The organism is Paenibacillus kribbensis (genome assembly GCF_002240415.1).
Classification (GTDB): domain Bacteria; phylum Bacillota; class Bacilli; order Paenibacillales; family Paenibacillaceae; genus Paenibacillus; species Paenibacillus kribbensis.
Map to the genome: position 1 here is coordinate 5,754,989 of NZ_CP020028.1, position 23,714 is coordinate 5,778,702.

General features: G+C 44.0%; 15 protein-coding genes and 6 pseudogenes. 7 read left to right on the forward strand and 14 right to left on the reverse strand.

What is annotated here, in order from left to right; all coding sequences use genetic code 11:
• Positions 1 to 136 precede the first annotated feature (136 nt).
• Positions 137 to 1,204, reverse strand: coding sequence for a DUF4367 domain-containing protein (locus B4V02_RS25640; protein ID WP_094156896.1), 1,068 nt, complete (start codon positions 1,202 to 1,204; stop codon positions 137 to 139).
• Complete coding sequence (locus B4V02_RS25645) at positions 1,165 to 1,755, reverse strand: RNA polymerase sigma factor (RefSeq protein WP_094156897.1); 591 nt, start codon at positions 1,753 to 1,755, stop codon at positions 1,165 to 1,167. Before B4V02_RS25645 ends, B4V02_RS25640 begins: the two co-directional genes overlap by 40 nt.
• 492 nt (positions 1,756 to 2,247) lie before the next feature.
• On the opposite strand from B4V02_RS25645, the gene B4V02_RS25650 reads away from it, so the two are divergent.
• Complete coding sequence (locus B4V02_RS25650; protein WP_094156898.1) at positions 2,248 to 3,204, forward strand: endo-1,4-beta-xylanase; 957 nt, start codon at positions 2,248 to 2,250, stop codon at positions 3,202 to 3,204.
• Between the two features lie 147 nt (positions 3,205 to 3,351).
• On the opposite strand, the gene nudK is transcribed toward B4V02_RS25650, so the two are convergent.
• The 3 genes from nudK to B4V02_RS25665 all read right to left on the reverse strand — a co-directional run bounded on the left by nudK (position 3,352) and on the right by B4V02_RS25665 (position 7,160).
• A complete protein-coding gene (gene nudK, locus B4V02_RS25655) occupies positions 3,352 to 4,293 on the reverse strand; it encodes a GDP-mannose pyrophosphatase NudK (RefSeq protein WP_094156899.1) in 942 nt (313 codons plus the stop codon).
• 120 nt (positions 4,294 to 4,413) lie between these two features.
• Positions 4,414 to 5,622: a MerR family transcriptional regulator gene (locus tag B4V02_RS25660; protein ID WP_094156900.1), complete on the reverse strand. Its 1,209-nt coding sequence runs from the start codon at positions 5,620 to 5,622 to the stop codon at positions 4,414 to 4,416.
• Positions 5,623 to 5,714: 92 nt separating this feature from the next.
• Positions 5,715 to 7,160, reverse strand: a complete 1,446-nt coding sequence (locus B4V02_RS25665; RefSeq protein WP_094156901.1) for a DEAD/DEAH box helicase — start codon at positions 7,158 to 7,160, stop codon at positions 5,715 to 5,717.
• Positions 7,161 to 7,389: 229 nt separating this feature from the next.
• On the opposite strand from B4V02_RS25665, the gene B4V02_RS25670 reads away from it, so the two are divergent.
• Together B4V02_RS25670 and B4V02_RS25675 are read left to right on the forward strand one after the other, a co-directional pair.
• Entirely contained in the window at positions 7,390 to 7,941 is a 552-nt protein-coding gene (locus B4V02_RS25670; protein ID WP_094156902.1) for a TetR/AcrR family transcriptional regulator, read from the forward strand.
• Positions 7,941 to 8,312 (forward strand): DMT family transporter, encoded by a 372-nt coding sequence (locus B4V02_RS25675; protein WP_094156903.1) that lies wholly within the window; start codon positions 7,941 to 7,943, stop codon positions 8,310 to 8,312. The genes B4V02_RS25670 and B4V02_RS25675 overlap by 1 nt, the downstream gene beginning before the upstream one ends.
• A gap of 89 nt (positions 8,313 to 8,401) precedes the next feature.
• On the opposite strand, the gene gnd is transcribed toward B4V02_RS25675, so the two are convergent.
• The 4 genes from gnd to B4V02_RS25695 form a co-directional block, all read right to left on the reverse strand.
• Positions 8,402 to 9,805, reverse strand: a complete 1,404-nt coding sequence (gene gnd, locus B4V02_RS25680) for a decarboxylating NADP(+)-dependent phosphogluconate dehydrogenase (RefSeq protein WP_094156904.1) — start codon at positions 9,803 to 9,805, stop codon at positions 8,402 to 8,404.
• 109 nt (positions 9,806 to 9,914) lie between these two features.
• Positions 9,915 to 11,261, reverse strand: a complete 1,347-nt coding sequence (locus B4V02_RS25685) for a GntP family permease (protein ID WP_094156905.1) — start codon at positions 11,259 to 11,261, stop codon at positions 9,915 to 9,917.
• Positions 11,262 to 11,287: 26 nt separating this feature from the next.
• On the reverse strand, positions 11,288 to 12,826 hold the full coding sequence (gene gntK, locus B4V02_RS25690; protein WP_094153303.1) for a gluconokinase: 1,539 nt from the start codon (positions 12,824 to 12,826) through the stop codon (positions 11,288 to 11,290).
• The gene (locus tag B4V02_RS25695) at positions 12,819 to 13,550 is read right to left on the reverse strand and encodes a GntR family transcriptional regulator (protein WP_094153304.1); all 732 of its coding nucleotides are present in this window, start codon (positions 13,548 to 13,550) and stop codon (positions 12,819 to 12,821) included. The genes gntK and B4V02_RS25695 overlap by 8 nt, the downstream gene beginning before the upstream one ends.
• 215 nt (positions 13,551 to 13,765) lie before the next feature.
• On the opposite strand from B4V02_RS25695, the pseudogene B4V02_RS25700 reads away from it, so the two are divergent.
• Positions 13,766 to 15,059 (forward strand): annotated as a pseudogene (locus B4V02_RS25700) (GntP family permease).
• A 21-nt stretch (positions 15,060 to 15,080) separates the two neighbouring features.
• Positions 15,081 to 16,222, forward strand: a pseudogene (locus tag B4V02_RS25705) (glycerate kinase family protein).
• Between the two features lie 166 nt (positions 16,223 to 16,388).
• Here the strand turns inward: B4V02_RS25705 and B4V02_RS27145 are convergent.
• From B4V02_RS27145 to B4V02_RS26935, 4 genes and pseudogenes are all read right to left on the reverse strand, one after another.
• Positions 16,389 to 17,383, reverse strand: a pseudogene (locus tag B4V02_RS27145) (CdaR family transcriptional regulator).
• 285 nt (positions 17,384 to 17,668) lie between these two features.
• Complete coding sequence (locus tag B4V02_RS26925) at positions 17,669 to 18,331, reverse strand: hypothetical protein (protein WP_244188578.1); 663 nt, start codon at positions 18,329 to 18,331, stop codon at positions 17,669 to 17,671.
• Positions 18,332 to 18,415: 84 nt separating this feature from the next.
• Positions 18,416 to 18,565 (reverse strand): annotated as a pseudogene (locus B4V02_RS26930) (RDD family protein); the annotation flags it as partial.
• Positions 18,520 to 18,696, reverse strand: coding sequence for a hypothetical protein (locus tag B4V02_RS26935; RefSeq protein WP_244188579.1), 177 nt, complete (start codon positions 18,694 to 18,696; stop codon positions 18,520 to 18,522). The pseudogene B4V02_RS26930 and the gene B4V02_RS26935, both read right to left, overlap by 46 nt.
• Positions 18,697 to 19,050: 354 nt before the next feature.
• Here B4V02_RS26935 and B4V02_RS25720 point away from each other — a divergent pair.
• Together B4V02_RS25720 and B4V02_RS25725 are read left to right on the forward strand one after the other, a co-directional pair.
• Positions 19,051 to 21,001 (forward strand): annotated as a pseudogene (locus B4V02_RS25720) (BglG family transcription antiterminator).
• Positions 21,002 to 21,167: 166 nt separating this feature from the next.
• Positions 21,168 to 23,157: pseudogene (locus B4V02_RS25725) on the forward strand (fructose-specific PTS transporter subunit EIIC).
• Between the two features lie 186 nt (positions 23,158 to 23,343).
• Here B4V02_RS25725 and B4V02_RS25730 read toward each other — a convergent pair.
• Positions 23,344 to 23,691, reverse strand: a complete 348-nt coding sequence (locus B4V02_RS25730; RefSeq protein ID WP_094156906.1) for a phosphatidate cytidylyltransferase — start codon at positions 23,689 to 23,691, stop codon at positions 23,344 to 23,346.
• Between the last annotated feature and the right edge of the window lie 23 nt (positions 23,692 to 23,714).

The following is a 23,714-nucleotide window of genomic DNA, read 5'->3' on the forward strand; positions in this document are numbered from 1 at the left end:
AAGTGTATGCGCATCAAAAATAAAATTCAAAAACAAATGACCAAGCGACGCTGATGATATAGGGAGGGGGAAGCTCTATATCCCGTTTTGGCCACCAAGCGGTTTCTAACTAGTGTATAAATTTTTGACGTTACAGCTATTGTGGTGAACTGTTAAGCAAATCCTCAGCTATTTTTACTAGATCTTCCTTGGTCAGCGGACTGTTCTGGTTATCAGATATGTTGTAGTGTAAACGTCTTTTTTCATCGAGCCAGCCCAGTCGGTTTTTTCCTACCTCCAAGGACTTGCTTGTTTCGCTTGCCCTGATGTAATAGGCCTTGGTTCCTTTGATCGTCAGTTCCTCAGCCGAATCCTGTCCATTTTGCATCACGATCGTCTTCGTGACTTCAGGAGCGTATTTGGTGACAGTGATGTTTACATAGTCGTTTCCTCTCGCATACCGTGCGAAGGAGAAGTCTGATTTGTCCCAGCTTAGCTTCTGAGTAAACAGATTTTCACCTTTCGGTGCGGTTTCGGCTTGATGCATCAGTTTATCCGTTAAAGCCCGATATTCCTTTTTGTCCATCATCCCAGGATATGCAGCGACTGGATAGACGTATCCGAAATCAAACCGGTAGCCATCCGGTAGATGAGTGGGATTACGGAATAATGGAGCTTTTGTCCGCTTGATCTCATCCTGCAAGCTGCTGAAGCTAGAAAGTTCGGTCGGTTTGTATGCAAATAGGACCGGATTAGACAGGTTTCTTTGATTCATAGAATCGTCCTTGATGTAATAGGCGGCATACTCTCCGGGCTGCAAGCGGTCTCTCACCTCTTCGTTCCACTTTGCGTAGGTGTATGTATACGTTTTGGAGGCGTCCGTTTCGGTAGGTGTTTTGGCAGTACTTAACACGACATCGCCCTTGCTGTTTCGGAATTCAAGATATTGCGAAGCGGCGTATCCTGTCACAGAGGCGCCTAATACAAAAAGCATGATCATTATGGGGGCGGTGATACGCGGCTGAAAACGCATTTTCACAATGAATCCCTTTTGGGGTTTCGCCTTTTGGTAGACATGTTCCATCACTTTGTCAGAGACGTCAAATGCCTGGATTTTTAAAATGTTCTCTGGCTCGGTCAGTGTGTCCATGTTTTTTAATCCCCTGTCTTGCAAATCGGTGTATTTCAGGCTTTGTTCTTGATTTCTGTTTTGTAATTCACGCATTTTTGTTCCTCCTCTATGGGTTCCATAATTTTTTTGAGCTTTGTTTTTGTTCTGCCGTATTTTTTCTTGATAGCGCCCTCGCTTTTGTTCATGATCTCTCCGATTTCCCCAAACGATTTTTCTTCAAAAATGCGCAGCACCAGCAAGTTTCGCTCCTCTGCATTCAGTTGGTCCAGCGCCCGGCTCAGCGGTTCACTGAAAAGCTGACGTTCCATAACCTGCGCTGCACTGTCTGAAATCATGTTAGCTGAGGTGTATAGGATAGTCCTAAATTTACGCTGTAGATTCCTCCTGCGAATTAGGTTCAGGCAGTGACGATAAGCCATTTTATACAGCCAGAAGGAGAAGCCCGCTGTGGGCTTGTACATGTTGATTTTCTCAAAAGCATTGACGAAAATATCCTGCACAGCTTCTTCCGCCTCCTGCTCACTTCCTAATAGCCTCCAGCAGTACACAAAAATCTGACGCTGATGCTCCTTTACAATGTAGGCGTAATCCTGGATTTCACCAGCTTGAACTCGTTTGATTCTGTATTCGATTTCCTCATTCAAGGATTTAGGCACCTCCTCTGATCAAAAAGAAAACTATATCTGTATAACAAATGAAGATGACCAAAAGGGACACCCCTTCTAAAACTATTTAGGTGTTATATCAACTCTCTAAGAGAATACGATAAAGCAGAACGAATGTTTCCATATCCGCATGTGTGAAAACATGTGTTGCGCACAAAGGGCACCCGGTTGGGTGCCCTTTGAATTTGCTGTTACAGATAGCGTGATGAACCGTACCCTGGTCCGCAAAAATGGCTGACTCTGTCATCCCGGATACGTAAGAGGTTATAGGAAGCTGGATTTATTCGAAACGATGTATCAAAGGAAGTGCCAGATGTTTAGCTATCTCGCAATGATGTAAAGTTTCTTGGGTAAGATCTTTATTTTCACACGTTGCGAGAAACAGCCACTAATTATTATAATTGGGAATGTAAGTGTTTTATTTTTAGGTGAGAGGTATCAAAAAACTATACGTGTGAGGAGGAAATGATAATGTTGAGGCTTAAAGTAGGCAAGTTGGTAAGCAGTTTGGCGTTGGCGGGTGTGCTGTTATCGTCTGTTCTGGTGAATCAGGCTGATGCTGGTCTGGTGAATGGAAGCAAATTCCTCGGAAATGTTATTGCCGGCAGTGTCCCTGCAAGTTACGGAACGTACTGGAATCAGGTGACGCCGGAGAATTCGACCAAGTGGGGCTCGGTTGAAGGCAGCCGTAACAACATGAACTGGTCGCAGGCCGATACCGCCTACAATTATGCTCGTAGCAATGGCTTCCCGTTCAAGTTTCACACCTTGGTATGGGGCAGTCAGGAGCCAGGATGGGTAAGCGGACTGTCGGCTGCCGATCAGAAAGCGGAAGTGACTCAGTGGATCAAAGCAGCCGGCCAGCGCTATCCGAATGCAGCGTTTGTAGATGTGGTGAATGAGCCGCTGCATGCGAAGCCGTCCTTCCGCAATGCTATTGGCGGTGATGGATCGACCGGATGGGATTGGGTCATATGGTCGTTCCAACAGGCTAGACAAGCTTTTCCGAATTCCAAGCTGCTTATCAATGAATATGGAATTATCAGCGATCCTTCATTAACCGATCAATATGTCAATATTATTAATCAGCTCAAGAGTAGAGGCTTGATTGACGGAATTGGCATTCAATGCCACCAGTTCAATATGGATACCGTCTCAGTCAACACGATGAACACTGTACTGAACAAGCTAGCGGCAACAGGGTTGCCAATCTATGTGTCGGAACTGGATATAACTGGTGATGACAACACCCAACTTGCCAGATACAAGGAGAAGTTCCCGGTACTCTGGCAGCATCCTTCAGTGAAGGGGGTTACGCTCTGGGGGTATATCCAGGGACAAACCTGGAAGGCGAACACACATCTGCTGAATTCAAACGGCACGGAACGCCCCGCGCTTCAATGGTTGAGACAATATCTGCGCAGTTAGTGCCATGGGCGAGGCCTTGAAGGAAAACAGTGTGCATCATTTAGGTTGGCACGCATATTTGCTCATTTCCCTTAATGTACAACAAGCGTCTGAACGAATTCTACTCGCTCAGACGCTTGTTTATTTCGATGACTCTGCATATATAATCTAAGAAATATCACCTAACTCTCTATAAACGATCTTCCCCATGCTGAGCGCTGCTTTCACCATTTCATCTGCGCCTTGTGAAGGGCCTCCAACACGAAGAACGGCATCACAATACTTCAAGAGTCGAACAGAGGATGGATGAAATATACGATTAAAGATTTCGTCTCCGATTCTTTGTGATCCCGCTTTCTCGATTAATGGGAGTGCATACCATTCACCAAGTATAGGTAAATGACCGGCCTCGTATACTTTAAGTGCAATATCATTCATAAAATCTATGTTCCGTTGAATCAAATGTGGATCGTCTCCCGTCCCTGAACGATAAGGGCCGGCTATGAGTATATGCTGCTGACTTGGAACGGGGTCCAGTAGCCGGTTTATTTGAGCATATTGTAGCAGCAGCATCGTTTTTGCGTCTTTAATCTCGCCTTCTTTTATCATTTCGAGTGCTTGCTGGAAAGGAATTTCCATTACTTCGATGTTTTCTTGCTCTTCAGCAACCCCTCCTCCCTCTCCTACCTTCATGGTGGGCGTGTATTCTGCAACAAAAAAATGTAAAATTTCCGTTACGGAACCTGGCGACATGTAGGCCTCGCAGATTTTTTGTACTTTTGTCACTCTGTAACCGGTCTCTTCCTCGGCCTCCCGGCGTATGCTGTCTTCTGCGCTTTCCTTGTCTAACAATCCGGCGCAAGCTTCAATTAATAACCCCGTCTCGTTCCCGTTCAGATAAGTCGGTATCCGAAACTGTCGCGTCAAAATTACGGTATGCTGCTCCCGATTATAGAGCAGAATGGTTGCCCCGTTCCCACGGTCATATGATTCCCGGGCCTGGCTTTTCCAAGAGCCGTCCTTTGCTTCGCTCATGTAAGTAATTTTCTTAAGCACATACCAGTTATCGGACAAAATTTCTTCGTTTACAATTCTGATTTTCGGATTCATTCCAAGTATCCCCTCTCTTTCGATGGCTCTCATTATATTGGGTTACGTTACGTCAACTGCAAGACTTTTTTTGCCCAATCCACAAAAGAGATAATTACTATAGAACAGTCCTGAATAGCATTATTTACGTGCAAGGAAAAAACCGGAATCCATCGTAATCCGAATAGTTCCATCAAGATTCAGTTTGTTTTGAATAAATGCAATGAATTGCTCCAGTTTTGTATTAACCAGTATATTTCTTGCATTCATAGGTGTTGATGTTATATAGCTCAATAGCGGCTGTACTTCGTCTACAATTAAATGATCTTTATAACGTATTGACTTAACTTCCGAGAAATTTTTTAATAGTAGTTCTTGTCCATTGTAAAGTTCGAACCGCTTCATAATAGGATCTAGTACCTTAATCTCTGGATCGAATGATTGTGCGATCAGGTCAATTTCATGCAAGTGGCTTTTACTCATCGTGGATGCATAGAAAAGTGCCTTTGGTTTCATCACACGGTATATTTCGGAGACTGCCTTTGGAATATCCGGCACATGATACAGCATGTGATTGGCGATCACGATATCGAATTCTTCGTTGTGAAAAGGAATCGACTGAACGTCGGCTACAACGAATTTGATTTGCCCTGTCGTGTCACGGATATTTTTGCGAGCTTCTTCCAACATACCGGGTGAAAGATCGGTGAGTGTTATTTTCCATGATTCAGATATTCTGTCCGCATTCCTAGACCATAAAGTTCCATCTCCACAACCTATTTCTAAAATTCTGATATTCGATCGATTGCCTAAATGTTCAAAAAACCATCGATGCCATCCCTGTTTATTCACGCCGCATTTTTCATATAATTCAATTCTAGTTTGTAACCGATTTGCCGTGTGGTACTGCTCCACCCAATCCTTCTCTATGTGTACCGCATGAATAAGCTCAGCCAGTGCCATCCAATCCACGTGTTCTTCCCCTGTATGAATTAACTTTTCTATAGCTTCGTCTATAGCTTTAAAAACGAATTGCAGATGAGCTGTCTTTTGTAAAATGATCTCTCGTTGCATTTTTAATGAGCTTCGCAGATCCTGTTCCTGAATGTGGCTTTCCGTTACCATTTGTTTAATATCAATAAGCGTTAAACCGAGATACTTTAACGTTTGTATCTTTTGCAGCTTAATCAAATCCAGCTTGTTATACATCCGTTGTGAAGCTTGACCGTAATTCGAAGGCTTTAACAAACCTATCTGATCATAATATCTTAATGTTCTCACGGTAAGACCTGTTTGCTTTGATATCTGACCCGTAGTAAAATACTCATTTTTCTGCTCTCGGGATGGCATGGTCTCTCCTCAGTTCTTATCTTAATTTCCCTAAAGGATTTTTTGTTGGTTTAACAGTTCCCTCCTCTAGCCCTTTTTTTGTCATGAAGCTTCTATTTATTCCCCTTGCGCACCTTTAACAGCTTACCTTTTACGGTCGTATTTTTCATAATCTCAAGTACAAGTGGTCCCTTGCCATTCAGAATTTCAACGTCTGTTACATGATCGAAAATTGTAATAATCCCTATATCGTCTGCTGTCACCCCGTCAAGCTTAGCGATTGTCCCAACAAAGTCTACGGCTCTAAGTTTCTTCTTCTTGCCGCCATTGAAGTTAAGTTTCATAATCTGTTGGTTTAATTGCTCGCGCTTATCTTTTTTCAGTTTAATTTTAACATGTAGCTTCTGTTCAAAATCTTCTCTACAGCGATCGATAGCCTCCTCTGAGGGGGCTTTTACCGGTGAAATCGCAAATCCAATATATGCTTCAATATCGGCTAATCGTTTGCTATCCTTCGGAGTGACTATGGTAATTGCTTTACCCGTCTTGCCTGCACGTCCCGTACGTCCGGTGCGATGAACATAGCTCTCCTTCTCAAGGGGAACATCGTAATTAATGACATGGGTGATATTCGTGATATCGATGCCCCGGGCGGCTACATCTGTCGCAATCAAGTAACGAAATTGCCCCCTTCGGAACGCATTCATCACCTCGAATCTTTCTTCTTGCTCCATACCCCCATGAATGCGATCACATGGATAATCGAGATCGGCCAATTCCCTGAATAATATATCGACATTCTCCTGCGTGCGACAGAAAATAATACAGCTGTCAGGATTCTCAACAATGAGCAGATTTTGAAGCAGCAACAGCTTGTCCGTCTCCATCACCTGAATAAGAGAGTGGTCAATGGTGGCTGTCGTGATACCGGTCGCTTTAATTTCAATGTTAACAGGATGATCCATATACTTGCGTGACAGTTGGTCCACATCGTCAGGAAAAGTAGCGGAAAATAACATCGTAACCCTGTCGCTAGGCAGCGCCTGAATGATTGACTGAACTTGCTCAATAAAGCCCATATTCAGCATCTCATCAGCCTCATCAATAACAAGATAGGCCATCCGTTCTAGCGATAGCGTGCCTCGCTCAATATGGTCCAATACACGCCCTGGCGTACCTACAACTATATGCGTTCTTTGTTTTAACTCAGCCTTCTGTATATGAAAAGGATGCTTCCCATAAAGAGACGTCACTTTTATCCGCTTAAAGCGTCCAATATTGGTGATGTCTTCTTTGACCTGCAATGCGAGTTCACGGGTTGGCGTTAAGATTAAAGCTTGAGGCTTATTCTCATTCCAATCTACTAACTCGCAAAGTGGAATACCATATGCCGCTGTTTTGCCGCTACCTGTCTGTGATTTGACGACAAGGTCCTTCTTCACAAGGGCAACTGGGATGACTTCCGTCTGAACTTTTGTTGGCGTCTCATAGCCCAGGCTATTCAGCGCTCTCACGATTTCTTCACTTAATGGATAATCTGTAAAATGCCTCTGACTCATTTTCAACCTCTTCTGCGCTGTATTTGAATACCTATACCTATACCCATAGGATTTCATTGTGCATCTAACTTATACTCGTATAGTATACTCTATGGAAATGATTTGATCCCATGACTTCCTATATGTATGAATACATCATTGCAGCATTTTTGACTATATACTAAACCCATAACTTTAATCGACTTGAAATAAAACCGTCTGGACGGTATAATAAAGTGGGTGATGAAAAATGAATACTAATAAAAAAGAGTTAAAAAGAGAACTAATCCTTAAAGCCGCCTCACTGATTGTGCATGAAGAAGGAGTAGAAAAATTAACTTTAGAAGCCGTTGCTAAGAAGGCAGGGATCAGTAAAGGAGGATTGCTTTACCATTTTCCGAATAAAGATGCGCTGATTCTGGGCATGGTTGAACAACTATCGACCAGCTTTGTCACCGAATTTAATGAGCGGGCAGAAAATGACATGCATTCCAAAGGAAGATGGACTCGTGCTTATATGAATACATCATTGTCTGGAAACCATGGCGAAAATGACCTGTATACCGCTCTCTCTGCAGCTCATTTTACTAACCCTCAAATGCTAGAACTACTTCAGGATGAGTATGCGAACATCCAAAATAAAATCGAAAACGATGAATTAGATCCGGTTCGTTCTACGATGGTTCGATTGGTTATAGACGGTTTGTGGTTTGCGGAAATGTTTGGGCTTGCTCCTCCCAATGAAGAATTGAGGCAAAAAATGATGGAAGAATTGAAAACATATATAAAGGAGAATGAATAATGGCTTATCTTTTCTTGGCGATTTCTATTGTTGGTGAACTGATTGGAACTTCAATGCTTAAGGCTTCAGAAGGATTTACCAGACTGTATCCGACTCTATTCACGATTGTTGCGTTTGTTATCTCTTTCTTCTTTATCTCTCTATCCCTTAAGACGCTACCGTTAAATATGACTTATGCCATCTGGTCAGGTGTAGGAGCCGTTGCGACAACGCTGATTTCAGTATTGATTTGGAAGGAAAAAATCAATACAGGGAGTGTCGTAGGTATTGCTTTAATTGTTATTGGCGTGGTGGTATTGAACCTGTTTGGTGCAGGACACGGTGAGGCAAAAGGTACAACAGAAGCAACTAGTTCAATCGTTCAAAGATGAGATAATAGGAAAATGTATTCAAAAGGAGAGCCCTAATGAAGGGAAAGAACCACTTCACTAGGGCTCTGGAGATTTACTACGACTATCGATCACTGCCAGTTTGTATGAAAGAATCCTGCCAAATCATTTCGTTCATAAGTGTGGGCACCAAAATAATCTCTTTGTGCTTGCAAAAGGTTAGCATTTGAAATGCCTGTCCGGTAACTATCGTAATAAGTAAGTGAAGCACTTAAACATGGAAACGAAGTACCCGAATTAATGCCCTCACAGACAACTTTTCGCAATCCTGTTTGATATTCTTTAACCTTTTCAGCGAAATATGGGGCGATTAATAGATTAGCCAGATTCGGCTGTTCTTGATATGTTTCGCTTATTACGTTTAAAAATTCTGCGCGAATGATGCAACCACCACGGAAAATAAGGGCAATATCTTTTAAAGGCAACTCCCATCCGTAAAGTTCAGAAGTCATTTTATATTGTATAAATCCTTGAGTGTAGGCACAAATTTTACCCATATAAAAAGCTTGTCTAATGTACTCAATCCACAAATCTTTATCTAAACTCCGCTGACCAATCTCTGGGCCTGTCAGGATATTTTCTGCATAAACCCGTTCCTCTTTTAAAGAGGAGATGTAACGGGCAAACAATGACTCTGTAATAATGGATGCTGGGATCCCATGATCAATTGCTTGAATGCTTGTCCATTTACCTGTGCCTTTTTGCCCTGTTTTATCAAGAATCACATCGACTAGTGGCAAGCCTGTTATTTCATCTTTTTTCCGTAAAATCTCTGCTGTGATTTGGAGTAAATAGCTTTTCAGTTCCCCTTGATTCCATATTTCAAAGATGTCAGCAATTTCATTCACTGATAAACATAACTTTTTTCTTAAAAATGTATAGGTTTCTGCGATTAATTGCATATCTGCATACTCGATTCCGTTATGTACCATTTTTACAAAGTGACCGGATCCTTTTGGACCCATATAAACACAGCAAGGGTCTCCGTCCACTTGGGCTGCAATTTTTGTTAGAATAGGAGATGCCTTTTCATATACGTCTTTATCTCCACCAGGCATGATCGAAGGTCCTTTTAAAGCCCCAACTTCACCGCCGGAAATACCGATTCCTAAATAACCGATTCCTTTTGACTTCAATTCATCATATCTACGTTCCGTATCTTTGTAATGGGAGTTCCCACCGTCCATGATCACATCGCCTGCTTCAAGAAAGGGTAGTAATGTATCTATCACCGAATCGACCGGTTTGCCCGCTGTTACCATAAGGAAGATTTTTCTTGGGGTTTCTAAGGAGTAAACAAAATCTTGAATTTCGTAGTAGGGATGGATGGATTGACCTTCATTTTTGTTTACAAGATTATCGGTTAAATCCCTCGTATAATTATAGACAGCCACTTGCTCACCTTTACCAGCCATGTTTAAAGCGATATTACTGCCCATTACCCCTAAACCGATGACACCAATTGTATTGAACATTTCTTCCTGCTCCTTTTATTTGAAATGAATAGGCAGTAAATCCACACTTATAGACTTAGAGGATTCTAAGAAAAGATAAGCGGGGGATCTACCGCCCGGAAATCATGGTTTATACGAATAAACTAAGTACTAAAATAAATCCTAATCCGGCTACAGAAATGATTGTCTCAAGCAATGTCCATGTTGCAAATGTTTCTTTCATGCTTAAACCAAAATACTCTTTAAACATCCAGAAACCAGCATCGTTAACATGTGAAGCTATTAAACTACCCGCTCCCGTTGCAAGCACAACTAAAGCAAGATTAACGTCGGTTTGTCCCAACATCGGAATAACTAAACCAGCGGTTGTTAAAGCTGCAACAGTTGCAGAACCTAAGGAAATACGTAAGATTGCAGCGATGATCCAGGCAAGCAAGATTGGTGATAATGTAGTTCCATTGAATAATTCGGCTACATAGTCACCTACGCCGCCATTAATCAGTACTTGTTTGAAGGCTCCGCCTCCCCCAATGATTAAGAGCATCATCCCAATATGAGTAATAGCAGTTGTACAAGATGCCATTACGTTTTTGATTGGAATTTTTCTTGCTATTCCCATGGTATAGACAGCAACCAGCAAGGAAATCAACATGGAAGTTGATGCATCACCAATAAAACGGATCGCTGCTAGAAAACTATTATCTTCAACCCCCATTGTTTTTTGAAGCAAAGTAATAATCGTAGCAATAGACATTAAAATAACAGGAAGCATTGCAGTAAATACACTGATACCAAATCCAGGAGTTTCCTCGGACTTAAATACTTTTTGTTCACCTAAAGAGGCAATATTACCGGTTTTCGTAAATGATGCAGGTACGAGTTTTTTGGCAAGTTTGGTAAAAACAGGTCCAGCTAAAATAACTGTTGGAATGGCAATAATGAAACCGTAAAGTAAAACCTCACCAAGGTTCGCGCCATATTCACGAGCAATAACTGTCGGTCCTGGGTGTGGAGGCAAGAAACCGTGTGTTACGGATAAAGCTGCAATCATCGAAATACCGAGATATAAGATAGAAACCTTTAATTCTTTTGAAATGGCAAATACGATTGGAATTAACAATACTAGTCCTACTTCAAAAAATAACGCCACACCAATAATGAATGAAGCAGCTACGACCGCCCATTGAATATTTTTTTCACCAAATTTGTTAACGAGGGTCATGGCAATTCTTTGAGCACCACCAGAATCAGCGATCAACTTACCTAACATCGCTCCAAGTCCAAAGATTAACGCTAAGTGACCAAGTGTTCCGCCTAATCCGGCTTCAATGGTTTTGACAATTTCCTCTAATGGCATTCCAAGTGCTAAAGCCACACCGAACGATACAATGATTAATGAAATAAAGGTGTTTAATTTGAAGCCCATGATTAAAACTAATAGTGCTAAAATTCCAATCGCTACAACGATTAATGGCATTGTAATTACCCCCTGATTTTAACTTTTTAGTGTTTTATTAAGCCTCTTTGATAATTGGCAATCCGTGTATAATCGTCTTCTAATACTCTGGATAGGTTAATGAAAATCGGCAGCAATTTCCTATACTCCTTTGTTGCTTCTTCTTTTGGTGTATGTTTGTTGGTGCTGCCAACCATTTCAGAAACGACTTCAAATGATTGGATTTTTCCGGTGGCATACAAGCCTAAAATACAAGCTCCTAGACAAGAACTTTCGTAGCTTTCTGGAACGACGACTTCAGATGCGAATATATCAGACATCATTTGCCGCCAAACATCTGACCTTGCGAAGCCTCCTGTAGCTTGAATTCGGGTCACAGGACCGTCCATGCATTCGGTTAATGCTAAAAATACGGTGTACAAATTGTAAATGACTCCTTCCAGGGCTGCGCGAATCATATGTTCTTTCTTATGTGACATCGTTAAACCGAAGAATGAGCCACGTACGTCTGGATTCCATAAGGGCGCACGTTCACCAGCGAGATATGGGTGGAATAACAATCCATCAGATCCTGGTCTTACACGTTCAGCAATCTGGGTTAATACATCATATGGATCAATTCCTAGTCTTTTCGCTGTTTCTACTTCTGATGAGGCAAGTTCGTCACGAATCCAGCGCAGGACCATCCCGCCATTGTTTACCGGCCCGCCAATTACCCAGTGCTTTTCTGTTAAGGCATAACAAAATATTCTTCCCTTTTCGTCTGTTTGCGGCTTGTCTATAATGGTTCGAATGGCACCGCTTGTCCCAATTGTGACGGCAACTTCGCCTTTTCGTATGGCATTCACACCCAGATTAGAAAGGACTCCATCGCTGGCTCCAATGACAAATGATGTCTGTGGATCGATACCCATCTCTTTTGCTAAATCTGAATTACAGTTGGTAAATATCTGGGTTGTTGGTACGAGCTCAGATAAATGAGAAGGTGTTATACCAGCAATTTTTAATGCTTCTTCATCCCAATCCAGGTTTTCGAGATTCATCATGCCCATGGCTGAAGCCAGGGAATAATCAACAACATACTGATCAAAGAACTTTTTGAAAATATATTCTTTAATTCCAATATATTTTTTAACCTTGACAGCGATTTCAGGAAGATCATTCACAATCCAAGCTATTTTAGTTAATGGCGACATGGGGTGAATTGGTGTTCCTGTTCGTTTATAGACTTCTTGGCCATTCAATTCGTCTTTTATTTTATGTGCCCATGCTTCACTTCGATTATCTGCCCAAGTGATACAAGACGTAAGCGGCAGGTCATTTTCATCCATCGCAATGACACTATGCATGGCACTGCTAAATGAAACAAACGACAGCTTTTTTTGTGAGTGATGTTTCATTATGTTCGAAATGGCTTGTAGGACTGCTTGAAAAATCTCTTCCGGGTTTTGTTCTGCTGTCGCTATATCCGGTGTATAAAGCGGATACCCAATATTTTCTTGTTGGATGACTTCGCCTTTTTCACTAAATAAAACTGCTTTCGTACTTGTGGTCCCGATATCTATACCTAACATATAGTTAGTCATTTTGTTGCACTACCCCTTTAGACAGCATTTGTTGTGACATCCATAAGTCTTCTACTTTACCTTGAACATCATCAAAGTTTTCATGTAAAGACTTGATCATGAGGTCTCTATCTTTTCCCTTGATCGCTTCAATATAAAGCTCATGATTTCTTACAACCCGTGTAAAGTCTTCATACTTTTCTTTGAAACGCATACGCATCGACAAAAGGATGAGGCTTTCCATAACGGGCTTTAAATTATTCCAGATCATCAGGATGTATGAATGATTAACTGCACGAATAATCGTTTCATGGAACAAGACATCTTGATATGAAAACTCATCAGCATCACTATATTTAATTGCGACTTTCATCATTTCCAGTATTTTACTAAGTTCCATTGCTAAATCATTAGTGTCCATCTTTACAAGCCGTTCAAATACAAACGATTCTATGAGTAGACGGACATCATAAATTTCTTCTATTTCTTTTTCTGATAAACCAATAACAACTGCACCCATTCTTTCTAATCGGATGATATTTTCGGATGCCAGTATTTTTAACGCTTCACGAATGGGTGAGCGACTTACAGCAAAATCTGCAGCTAATTTATTTTCTGATAATATGGTACCGCTTTCAATTGCGCCAGAAATAATACGCATTCTAAGCTCGCATGTTACACGATCACCAGCAGAGGCTTTTAAAAGCCATTTGGAGGGATATAGGAATTCCCTTGATTCGACCATAAATTCACCTTCTTGATTATTCAAGTATACTTGTATACAAGTATTATAATCTAAATTTTTAATTTTGCAAGCGTATCCATCGCGTGTGTCCAAATGGAAAAAAAGAAGCACATATGTGCAAATGCACAATCAATTTCGTCTGTTCTTCAATATTTTTTACGTTCCGCAATCGATATAATGAAAGCGTAATCAAAAATTGCCCGGGGGTTAGGCAGATGGAAGGATTGACGATCAGTTGGATAGGAGCTCTGGCGGGGCTGGCTATTGCAATTATTTTGATATTGAGAAAGCTGAATCCGGTTTATGCTTTGTTTTTGGGAGCCATTGTAGGCGCTTTATTGGCGGAGCCAATTTGGAGCAGACCATTAGTGTATTGATTAGCGGTACGCAAAGTGTGATGGGGACGGTCATTCGTGTACTTGCTGCAGGTGTATTGGCGGGTGTGATGATGGAATCCGGGGCGGCGGAGACGATTGCGCAGGCTATTGTGAAGAAGTTTGGCGGCAGCAAAGCAATTCTCGCACTGGCTTTGGCGACGATGATTATTACGGCGGTGGGCGTATTTATTCCGGTCGCTGTGCTGATCGTGGCACCTATTGCGCTGTCGGTCGGGAACAAAATGGGGATTTCCAAGCTGGCGCTCCTGCTGGCCTTATCTGGAGGGGGAAAAGCGGGGAACATTATTTCTCCGAATCCCAATACGATTGCGGCGGCGCGCGGCTTCAACCTTGATTTGAGCCACGTGATGCTGGCAGGTGTGGTCCCTGCGATATGTGGCTTATTGATGACCGTTCTGGTGGCGTCTCTGTTGAAAACTAAAGGTGTAAAGGTATCCGATCAGGATACTATGGACAGTGATGTGGATACTTCGAAGTACCCGGCGCTGGACGGGCAATTGTAGCTCCGTTGGTGGCTGTTATTTTGCTGATGATTAACCCGATTGGGTCCATCTCCGGCATTGAAGCACTGTCGAGTTTCAAAGTCGATGCGATGTACATTTTGCCGATTGCCGGGATTGTGGGTATGCTGGCAATGGGGCAAGGACGCAATATTTTGAAATATTCAGCCTCTGGCTTAAATAAAATGACGGCGACCGTGCTGATTTTGATCGGTGCAGGCGGGATTGCAGGTCTGATCTCAGCGTCGGATTTGTCTGCGCAGGTGGTTGGCCTGATTGAAGCTTCGGGAGTTTCCGGCACATTGTTGGCACCGCTCGCAGGGATTCTGATGGCGGCTGCGACAGCGTCGACCTCGACGGGAGTCATTTTGGCGACAGGCTCGTTTGGGGAAGCGATTCTGAATATGGGGACGGCCCCGCTCGCCGCAGCTGTGATGGTGCATACAGGGGCAACGGTTATCGATTCCTTGCCACAAGGCAACTATTTTCACGTTACGGCAGACAGCATGAAAATGAGCATTAAACAACGGATGGGACTTATTCCTTACGAAGCTATTGTCGGTGGAACAATGGCCATTGTAGCGACACTGATGTATGGATTTTTACTTTAATATTGATGATGGGGTGAGAAGATGAGAGAGAAGACATTTGTGCTGGCACCGGATTCCTTTAAAGAAAGCATGACGGCTAAAGAAGTGTGTATCGCAATGGAGAAAGGACTGCGCAAGGTCTATCCGACGGCGAATTATGTCCACATTCCAATGGCGGACGGTGGTGAAGGAACGGTGCAGTCCCTGGTGGATGCGACAGGTGGGCAGCTTCGTTATCTCGAGGTGACCGGACCGCTTGGAGAACCTGTAACTGCTGCATACGGCTTGCTGGGAGACGGCACCACTGCGGCAATCGAGATGGCATCCGCCAGCGGAATCCATCTGGTCAATAAGGACAACAAAAACCCGCTAAAGACAACAACTTACGGTACGGGTGAGTTAATCCGTGAGTGTCTGAATCAGGGATTCGAAAGATTATTATAGGAATTGGTGGAAGCGCGACGAATGACGGCGGGACAGGCATGGCCGAAGCACTTGGTGTCAGATTTCTGGATGCCAAAGGAAACACTCTCCCTCGCGGAGGCGGCAGTCTGGGAGAACTGGCCAGTATTGATATTTCATCACTGGATGCTCGCTTGCAGCAGGTGCAATTGATTGTAGCCTGTGATGTGACGAATCCGCTGTGCGGAGAGCATGGGGCATCTCATGTATTCGGTCCGCAAAAAGGGGCAACCCCGGAAATGGTGCAGCAATTGGATGCCAATCTCGCCCACTATGCAGATGTGGTGAAGCGGCAGCTGGGCAAGGATGTGCGCGATCTTCCAGGTGCAGGCGCGGCTGGAGGATTGGGTGCGGGCCTGCTGATTTTTACTCAGGCGTCGCTGCAAAAAGGCATTGAGATTGTGATCGAATACACCGGATTAAAGCAGAAGCTGGCGAAAGCGGACATCGTTTTTACGGGGGAAGGCGGCATTGATTTTCAGACCAAATTCGGGAAGACTCCGTATGGAGTAGCCCAGGCGGCCAAACAATCCGGCAAAAAGGTCATTGCGGTCGCTGGCTATGTCGGGGAAGGGATCGACACGTTATACCAGGAAGGAATAGATGCGGTGTTTGGCATCGTGCCGGGAGCCTCGGAACTGGGTAAGCTGCTGGTCGAAGGGCCGCAAAATGTAGAGCGCACATGCGAGAATATTGCAAGGGTGCTTCAATTCAGCGAGTAGCCAATGAATTAGAAGGCGGATTATAGCACGAATGCGTTAGAAATGGAGCGCTCGTCCGCGTTCCCGGATTTTTCCCCTTAATACTGAGACAGATTGAATAAAATCCGGGAGTGGCGGCGAGGGAAATAGGCGTTTACCGCAGAATGATCTGGCATAATACAGCCGTTCATTGGTACAGTGCCAATAAGCCGTGTGTAAGCTCAAAAAGCTGAAGGAGATTCCGGGGATCTTTACCCGTTAAGGTATGAATCCGCTTTAGGCGGTATTGCAGGGTGTTGCGATGGATATTTAATTCGTCTGCAGTAAAGGAGACACTGCCGTTATGGTTAATAAAGCTGCGCAGCGTATCCAGCAAATCCACGGTATCTTCCAGCTTGCTGACCAGATGAATCGTGTTCGTCAGGCTGGATTGGCTCAGCTTGACCAGAAATTCGACTTCTGCAAAGGAAATCATCCGCACAGGCGGTCGCAGAGCCAGCAAAACATTCATGGTTGACTTGGCCTGTAAATAACATTCTGCAATGTTATGCTCTTGTCTGCTGATGGCAATCAGCACATCAGGATAGCTGCGTACAAGTGGCTTCAGCAGTTTGTCTATCTCATCCTGATTCTGGATCAGGATGAGATAGCTGTCTTCCTCCATATGAAAGGATGGATGCTGCATGAATATTTTCGACAGCTCGGCTACATAAACCGGGTCAGCAGGGAGATGCTTTACATATACTGCCGAAGTTTTTAGAAGCAGATCAATGTGATATTGAGCCGCTTCTTTTTTATTTTTTGAGTGTAGGCCCCTTGATGATGCAACAGCATTTCCAGCATGGATTTTTTGCGGTTGGCTTCGTGAGCCAGATGCTCCAGGGAGATCCTTTGTTCGATCAGGAGGGATACCGTAGTTTTGACGATGTTGCAAAAAGGGCGCACTTCATCGGGGTTTCCCGTGATGCCAATGACGCCGACCCGCTCATGATGAATGACAATCGGCTCATTGGTCCCTTGTTTCTCGTAGTGACCATCCTGCCATACTTCAATCATTTTTCCGGTTTCGAGCGCCTGAACGGCTCCTTGATGAACAGTCCCGACTCGTTCACTCTCTCCGCTGCCAATGATGATGCCTCGTTCGTTCATAATATTGATATTGTATGGAATATCCTTCATCATTTTATCTACGATGTCTTGGGCTTGTTTTTCGGAGATCTGGAACAGTTCGCGGTTCCTCCCTATACATAGTGATGTGACGGATTATACTTGTGAAATAGTTTTCATTTGATTGTGCATCTGAACAACATAATAAAGCGTGTTGCCGTACATGTCAGCCTATTTTATCACAGAAATGCAACCGTTTACGTATACGGAGAGGGAATTATAGAATTATACCCAAAAAGCAGGCTACTCCCAAGAGTCCCTGTTTTTCGAGTCGTTCCTATCTTTCACCAGCTGCGCAGTCTAATGGCGAACCTCGCTGAAGCTGTAGGTAATATCATGCAGCTCTTTCTTAAAACGACTATATTTAGATGCGGGCGTATATCCCAGCACCTGATAATAATCATTTTCGGTCTCAATAATCGCTACATGGGTGACATAATGGTTCACATCTTTCTGTCCTTTAATCGTAAACTCAATGGCAGGATATCCATGAATCGTTGTGTTAGAGGAAGGTCCTACAGTAGAAAGGTTAAACTCTTTGGTCATGTTGTATTGAATTTTCTCTGCGTAGTGCTGGAGAGTTACATTGCCCAGTTCCTTTTTCGAATTGGACACTACTGCAACGGACTTTTGAATGTACGGATTAAATATCGCAATATCAGTCATTTTTTCACGGTCCGGGTCTGTTGACCAGTCTAGCGGAGCTGAGATTTGAAACCGACCATCTTTACTTATAAAGTTCTGTTCTGCCCTGCTCACTGGAGCTTCAGGAGGTTGATAATTATGCAGCCATATATAAATAGCATTAACAAACGAGCCTCCCAAGATCACCATTGCGATAAAAAATATCAACAGCGAACGTTTCAGTGTCTTTTTGCTAATCGGCTCTAAATCCCGTACCTTTACAACATATGTACCTGCGGCTAGATCACCAATTCGTTGTCCTGTTGCAGTTACTAACACGCTGATAACAGCAGGTAACGAACCCATTAGAACAGGGTTGGTTTCAATCAATCTAAGCAAAGTGCGAATTAGCGATTTATGAAAACCAGGAGGCCTTTCTTCCCCGTTAACCACCTTAATACGAAAAACGAACTTACCCAGCGTATAGCCTGTATAACCTTCCAAAAGCAAATAATAGCAGAAAAAAGCTATAAGCAGGATAAACGGGTTGCAATCGCCAAAGGCAAAAACCATCTATCCGTTATTTGAATGACAGAGATAAACAAGCCAATATAACCGATCACAAAGAATATAAAATCAAATACCGTTGCTCCCCAACGCCTAAACAAAATAGACGAACCATAGGTTTTTGATATCTCTGCCATCCTGTTTGTTTCCCCATCGTTTTGGCCATGGCGAATGTACATTGTCTTGATGTTTCCTGCGGATTCTGTGACATGTGCTGGTTCTCCAAAAAATACACCTCTTTTTAATATTCAATCATTTAAAACACGCCCCTTATATTAACGGTTAATTTCTATTCCATGTTTAGGAAAACATCCTATAAACCATTAAAATAATATAAATATCCCTTGTGAATGAAATTAAAGAATAAACATGGGGACTACGATGCTTAAAATGTACTACTTGGAGTATACTTAAATGTCGACAGAAAGCCTAAGATAGATATAGCAGGAAACGCCCTAGACATTCTTTATTTTGGAAGATGGGAGATTGGAATGAACAAAAGGCAAACAGAAATTTTTCGCAGGTTGTTAACTGAACCGGGGCGGTTATGGTTAGTGCAGGATTTGGCGGATCGGACTGAGTGCTCTGAAAAGACGATCCGCAACGATCTGAAGGTAATTGAAGAATATATAGTCAAGCATTCCAGCGCCAATCTGGTGAGAAGGCCGGGACGCGGCATTTATCTGGAGATGGATGAATTGGAGCGGATAGATTTGTTCCATCGACTGTATGCGGACGAGAGTAGAGTCCAACATGAGTCGGATGAGGAAAGGGTGCTGCATCTCGCCTATCGTCTCTTGATGGCTGCCAAGCCTGTAACCATACAGGATCTGGCCTCCCAGTATTATGTGAATAAAACGGTGATCCGTAGAGATATGGAGAAGATCGAGGACTGGCTGCACAGCCTTGATCTTGCCTTGATTACCAAGCAGCGCGTAGGATTGACGATTCAAGGCTCCGAGAAAAACAAGCGGATAGCTTTGGCACGGCTGAACCAACTGATAGATAGTCCTGAGTTAACAGGACAAATGATGCGCAAACAGTTTGAACCGCACGAGATTGCAACCATACATCATGAACTAAAAACATTTCAAAAACGTCATGAGCTCAGCTTCACTGATGAAGCTTTCGAAGGTCTAATGCTGCATATCCTGTTAATGGTCAAACGAACCAAGCTCGGACAGCCCATCTCGCTCTCCGGGCAGGACATTGCCTTTTTGCAGGAAAAAGCTGAATTTACATGGGCTACGTCTTTTTTACAGCAGCTGCAAAAGCTGTTTGCCGTGCCTTTTTCTCGGGAAGAGACGGCTTATTTAACCCTGCATCTGCTTAGCGGGAAGTTCCGTTACCAGCAGGAGAAAAGGAAGGGAAAGCAGAGCGATCTGGCAGACAGCCATCCGCTTTTGCCTGCATTGGTTGAGCAGCTGATCCAGCGGATGTCAGAGCTGAATATGATTGCTTTTGACAAGGACAAGATGCTGCTAAACGGGTTGAAGATTCATTTATATACGACCCTGAACCGTCTTCAATATGGTCTGACTGTGTCCAATCCCATGCTGGCCGAGATCAAGAAGATGTACCCCTACATGTTCGACCGGGTCATTATTGCACTGGAAGAGGTAGGGAGAATGATCCGATTATCATTTCCCGAAGAGGAAGCAGCGTATTTAACCCTGCATTTCCAAGCCTCTGTGGAGCGGCTTCATCAGAGGACAGTCATCCTCAAAGAGCAGTCATCGTATGTCACATGGGCATTGGCATGTCCCAGCTGCTGCGTACAAAGGTGGAACGCAAATTTCCGTCTGTGCATGTGGAAACCACGATATCGAAAGCGGAAGTTCAAGACTATCTGGCAGCCCATGAGGTGGAGCTTGTCATTACAACCGTAGCTCTCCCGGACATAAAAGTTCCCCACATTCTCGTCTCTCCATTGCTGGATGCCAAGGACGAGCGTCAGCTGGAGCAGGTGATCAGACGATTGGATGAGCCGGAACACAGGGTGGCAGATGAATCTGTATTTTTCAGGTATACGACGCCTTTTCTGGTCTTTCCCCAGCAGGAAGTGCAACGCCCCGAACAAATTATCTCCAAGCTGGCGCGAATACTGGAGAACAAGGGATATGTCGAGGAAGGTTATGTGGAAAGTGTGCTGGCGCGAGAAAAAATGTCCGCTACCACGATTGGTGGAGTGTTGCCATCCCGCATGGCGGCTCGGAGTGGATCAGACAGTCAGCTATTGTAGTCGCTACCTTGAGGCAGCCACTCACCTGGGGAACCGAGAAAGTAGAGCTTGTGTTCCTGCTTGCGGTTAAACAGGATAGACGCGAAGAGATGCGACAGTTGTTTAAGGAATTATCCCTGATCAGTGAGCAGCCGGCTATGGTGCATGCATTGTCCAAGGAGACTGATGCGATGAGATTATTAGGGAAGCTAAAAGGATAAGTGAATACCAAAAGCTGTGCTCTGGAGCAGGACTTATATAAGTCCTGCTTTTTGTCCTTATAAATCCGTTTTCCGAAAGTTCCGGTAAAAAGTTCGATCAATAACAGCCAAATAGACGTTTATACTATCAATGTAAGCGGAAACATCACAGAGAAGGGGAATGACTATGAAAATATTGGCGATTACCTCATGTCCTAACGGAATTGCACATACGTATATGGCAGCTGAGAATCTGCAAAAGGCAGCAGCGAAACTGGGCATCGAGATGAAGGTCGAGACACAAGGCTCCATTGGAGTCGAAAATCAATTAACGGAGCAGGAGATCCGTGAAGCGGATGGCATTATTATTGCAGCAGATAAGACGGTGGTAGAAGACCGGTTCGTTGGCAAGAAACTGCTGGTCGTTGGTGTACAGGATGGTATCCGTCGTCCGGAAGAGTTGATCCAGCGGGTGATGAAAGGCGATGTGCCTGTGTACGAGGCACAGTCACGTTCTGCCGAAGGTAGTACAGAGGAGAAAAAACCGAAGCAAAACCCAATCTACCGCCACTGATGAATGGTGTGTCCTATATGGTGCCCTTCATCGTCATCGGAGGCTTGCTCATTGCCATTGCACTGACGATTGGCGGTGAGAAGACACCTGGCGGTCTGGTTATACCGGACGGTTCGTTTTGGAAGACGATTCAGGATATCGGTCGGCTTCGTTTACCTTTATGGTACCGATCCTCGCTGGATTATCGCGATGAGCATTGCCGATAGACCGGGCTTGCACCGGGTATGATTGGCGGATTTATTGCTGCGAACGGCAGTTTTTATGGAAGTGAGGCGGGGGCCGGATTTATCGGTGGAATTATTGCCGGTTTTCTGGCGGTTATGTTGCACTGGGGATTCGGAAAATAAAGGTTGGCCGGCGTTACAGCCGATCATGCCTATTATTATTATTCCCGTATTGTCATCCTTGATTGTGGGATTAATCTTTGTGTTTGTAATCGGTGCTCCAATTGCGCAATTGTTTGAATCTTTAACAGGTTGGCTTGCAGGTATGCAAGGCACAAGCTCGATTCTGCTGGCGCTGATCTTGGGGCGATGATCTCCTTTGATATGGGCGGTCGGTGAATAAAGTGGCCTTCTTATTGGCTCAGCCATGATTGGCGAAGGAAATTATGAATTATGGGTCCCAATCGCCGTTGCGATTTGTATTCCACCGATTGCGATGGGACTTGCAGCGATGATCAACAAACGTAAATTTGCACCGTCGGAACGCGAGGCCGGGAAAGCAACATTTACGATGGGTCTGTTCGGCATTACCGAAGGTGCCATTCCATTCGCGGCGCAAGATCCACTCCGTGTTATTCCCAGTATCATGGTAGGATCCATGGTCGGTTCAGTCATCGCCATGCTGGGGAATGTAGGCGATAGGGTAGCTCACGGTGGGCCGATTGTAGCCGTGCTTGGTGCAGTTGATCATGTGTTTATGTTCTTTATCGCCGTTATTATCGGCGTAGCCGTAACGGTTGTCATGGTAAGCCTGCTGAAAAAAGATATTGCGACTGTAGATACGGCCGTTGCTGGAGAAGTGAAATCTGGAAATTCCGCGCAGTAGCCGAACCATCTGCAACTACTACAACTGCTGCGGAGTTATCGGCTTCAACAGCCGCTATAATCATGGGTCAGAAGTACCTTCACAAGCTGTCCACATTGAGAAGCTGACGGATATTGTAACGATGGATCTGATTAACCTCAATCTGGAAGGAACGACAAAGGATGCTGTCATTGATGAAATGATCGGAGCACTTGTGGGAACGGGAATCGTAAGCTCTGCCAGTGATCTTAAAGAGGTCATATTGGCCCGAGAGCAAGAAAGCTCCACAGGTATCGGAATGAATATTGCCATCCCACATGGCAAATCGGAAGCTGTCTTAAAGCCAAGCGTGGTTTTTGGCATCAAGCGGAGTGGCGTTGACTGGGAAAGTCTCGATGGTAGTGAGGCGAAATTGATCTTCATGATTGCTGTACCGCGCAATAGCAAGGACAATACGCACCTGAAAGTACTGCAAATGCTGTCCCGCAAGCTGATGGATGATCATTTTAGAGAAGCGCTTCTGGCCGTCACAACGAAGGAAGAAGCATATCAATTGCTGGATCAGGTGCATTAATCGGTGCATTAAGAAGCCGATACAAAGAAGAGAGGCTGATGTGCACCATGCCGATGCAGGCTTGATTTACATCGTAGATGCCGAGAAAAGCTTCCTGTATGCTGGCGGCGTAATAGGGCGTGTCACTTTGCCACAGCAGTCTATCCTCAGGTGAGGCTAGACTGCCCTTTTCATAGTAAGATATTGCTACATAAAGTCAAAAAAATAACGAAGCACATGAAAAAAGACAGGCGAGGTGTAGGTCAAGCTATCCACTCGGCTTAAGTAGCTTTTTTTCAGAGCATCGAACTTGTCATCATCGCCGATTAATAAATCTCGCTTCAGCACGGAGACCGTTAAGCTGCCGAAGAAACCGCTCAAGCTGATCAGCATGCCGAAAATAATTCCAAATTTCAGGTCAAACGGCGTCAGGTAGGGATAGATTAGATAGGAAGCCGCTATGGTTACGGGAAAAGCGAATGCAAAGCCTTCCCAAGTTAAATTGGGGTTGGATGTCGGGACAATTTTCCGCTTCCCGAAATAGAGTGATGCCAGATAGTGCGCGACATCATTGAGTT

Coding starts and splice junctions, on each gene's coding strand:
- B4V02_RS25640 (WP_094156896.1), bottom strand. CDS start 1,204: ATGCGTGAATTACAAAACAGAAATCAAGAACAAAGCCTGAAATACACC.
- gntK (WP_094153303.1), bottom strand. CDS start 12,826: ATGACTAACTATATGTTAGGTATAGATATCGGGACCACAAGTACGAAA.
- B4V02_RS25660 (WP_094156900.1), bottom strand. CDS start 5,622: ATGCCATCCCGAGAGCAGAAAAATGAGTATTTTACTACGGGTCAGATA.
- B4V02_RS25695 (WP_094153304.1), bottom strand. CDS start 13,550: ATGGTCGAATCAAGGGAATTCCTATATCCCTCCAAATGGCTTTTAAAA.
- B4V02_RS25675 (WP_094156903.1), top strand. CDS start 7,941: ATGGCTTATCTTTTCTTGGCGATTTCTATTGTTGGTGAACTGATTGGA.
- B4V02_RS25650 (WP_094156898.1), top strand. CDS start 2,248: ATGTTGAGGCTTAAAGTAGGCAAGTTGGTAAGCAGTTTGGCGTTGGCG.
- nudK (WP_094156899.1), bottom strand. CDS start 4,293: ATGAATCCGAAAATCAGAATTGTAAACGAAGAAATTTTGTCCGATAAC.
- B4V02_RS25665 (WP_094156901.1), bottom strand. CDS start 7,160: ATGAGTCAGAGGCATTTTACAGATTATCCATTAAGTGAAGAAATCGTG.
- B4V02_RS25670 (WP_094156902.1), top strand. CDS start 7,390: ATGAATACTAATAAAAAAGAGTTAAAAAGAGAACTAATCCTTAAAGCC.
- gnd (WP_094156904.1), bottom strand. CDS start 9,805: ATGTTCAATACAATTGGTGTCATCGGTTTAGGGGTAATGGGCAGTAAT.
- B4V02_RS26935 (WP_244188579.1), bottom strand. CDS start 18,696: ATGGCAGAGATATCAAAAACCTATGGTTCGTCTATTTTGTTTAGGCGT.
- B4V02_RS25685 (WP_094156905.1), bottom strand. CDS start 11,261: ATGCCATTAATCGTTGTAGCGATTGGAATTTTAGCACTATTAGTTTTA.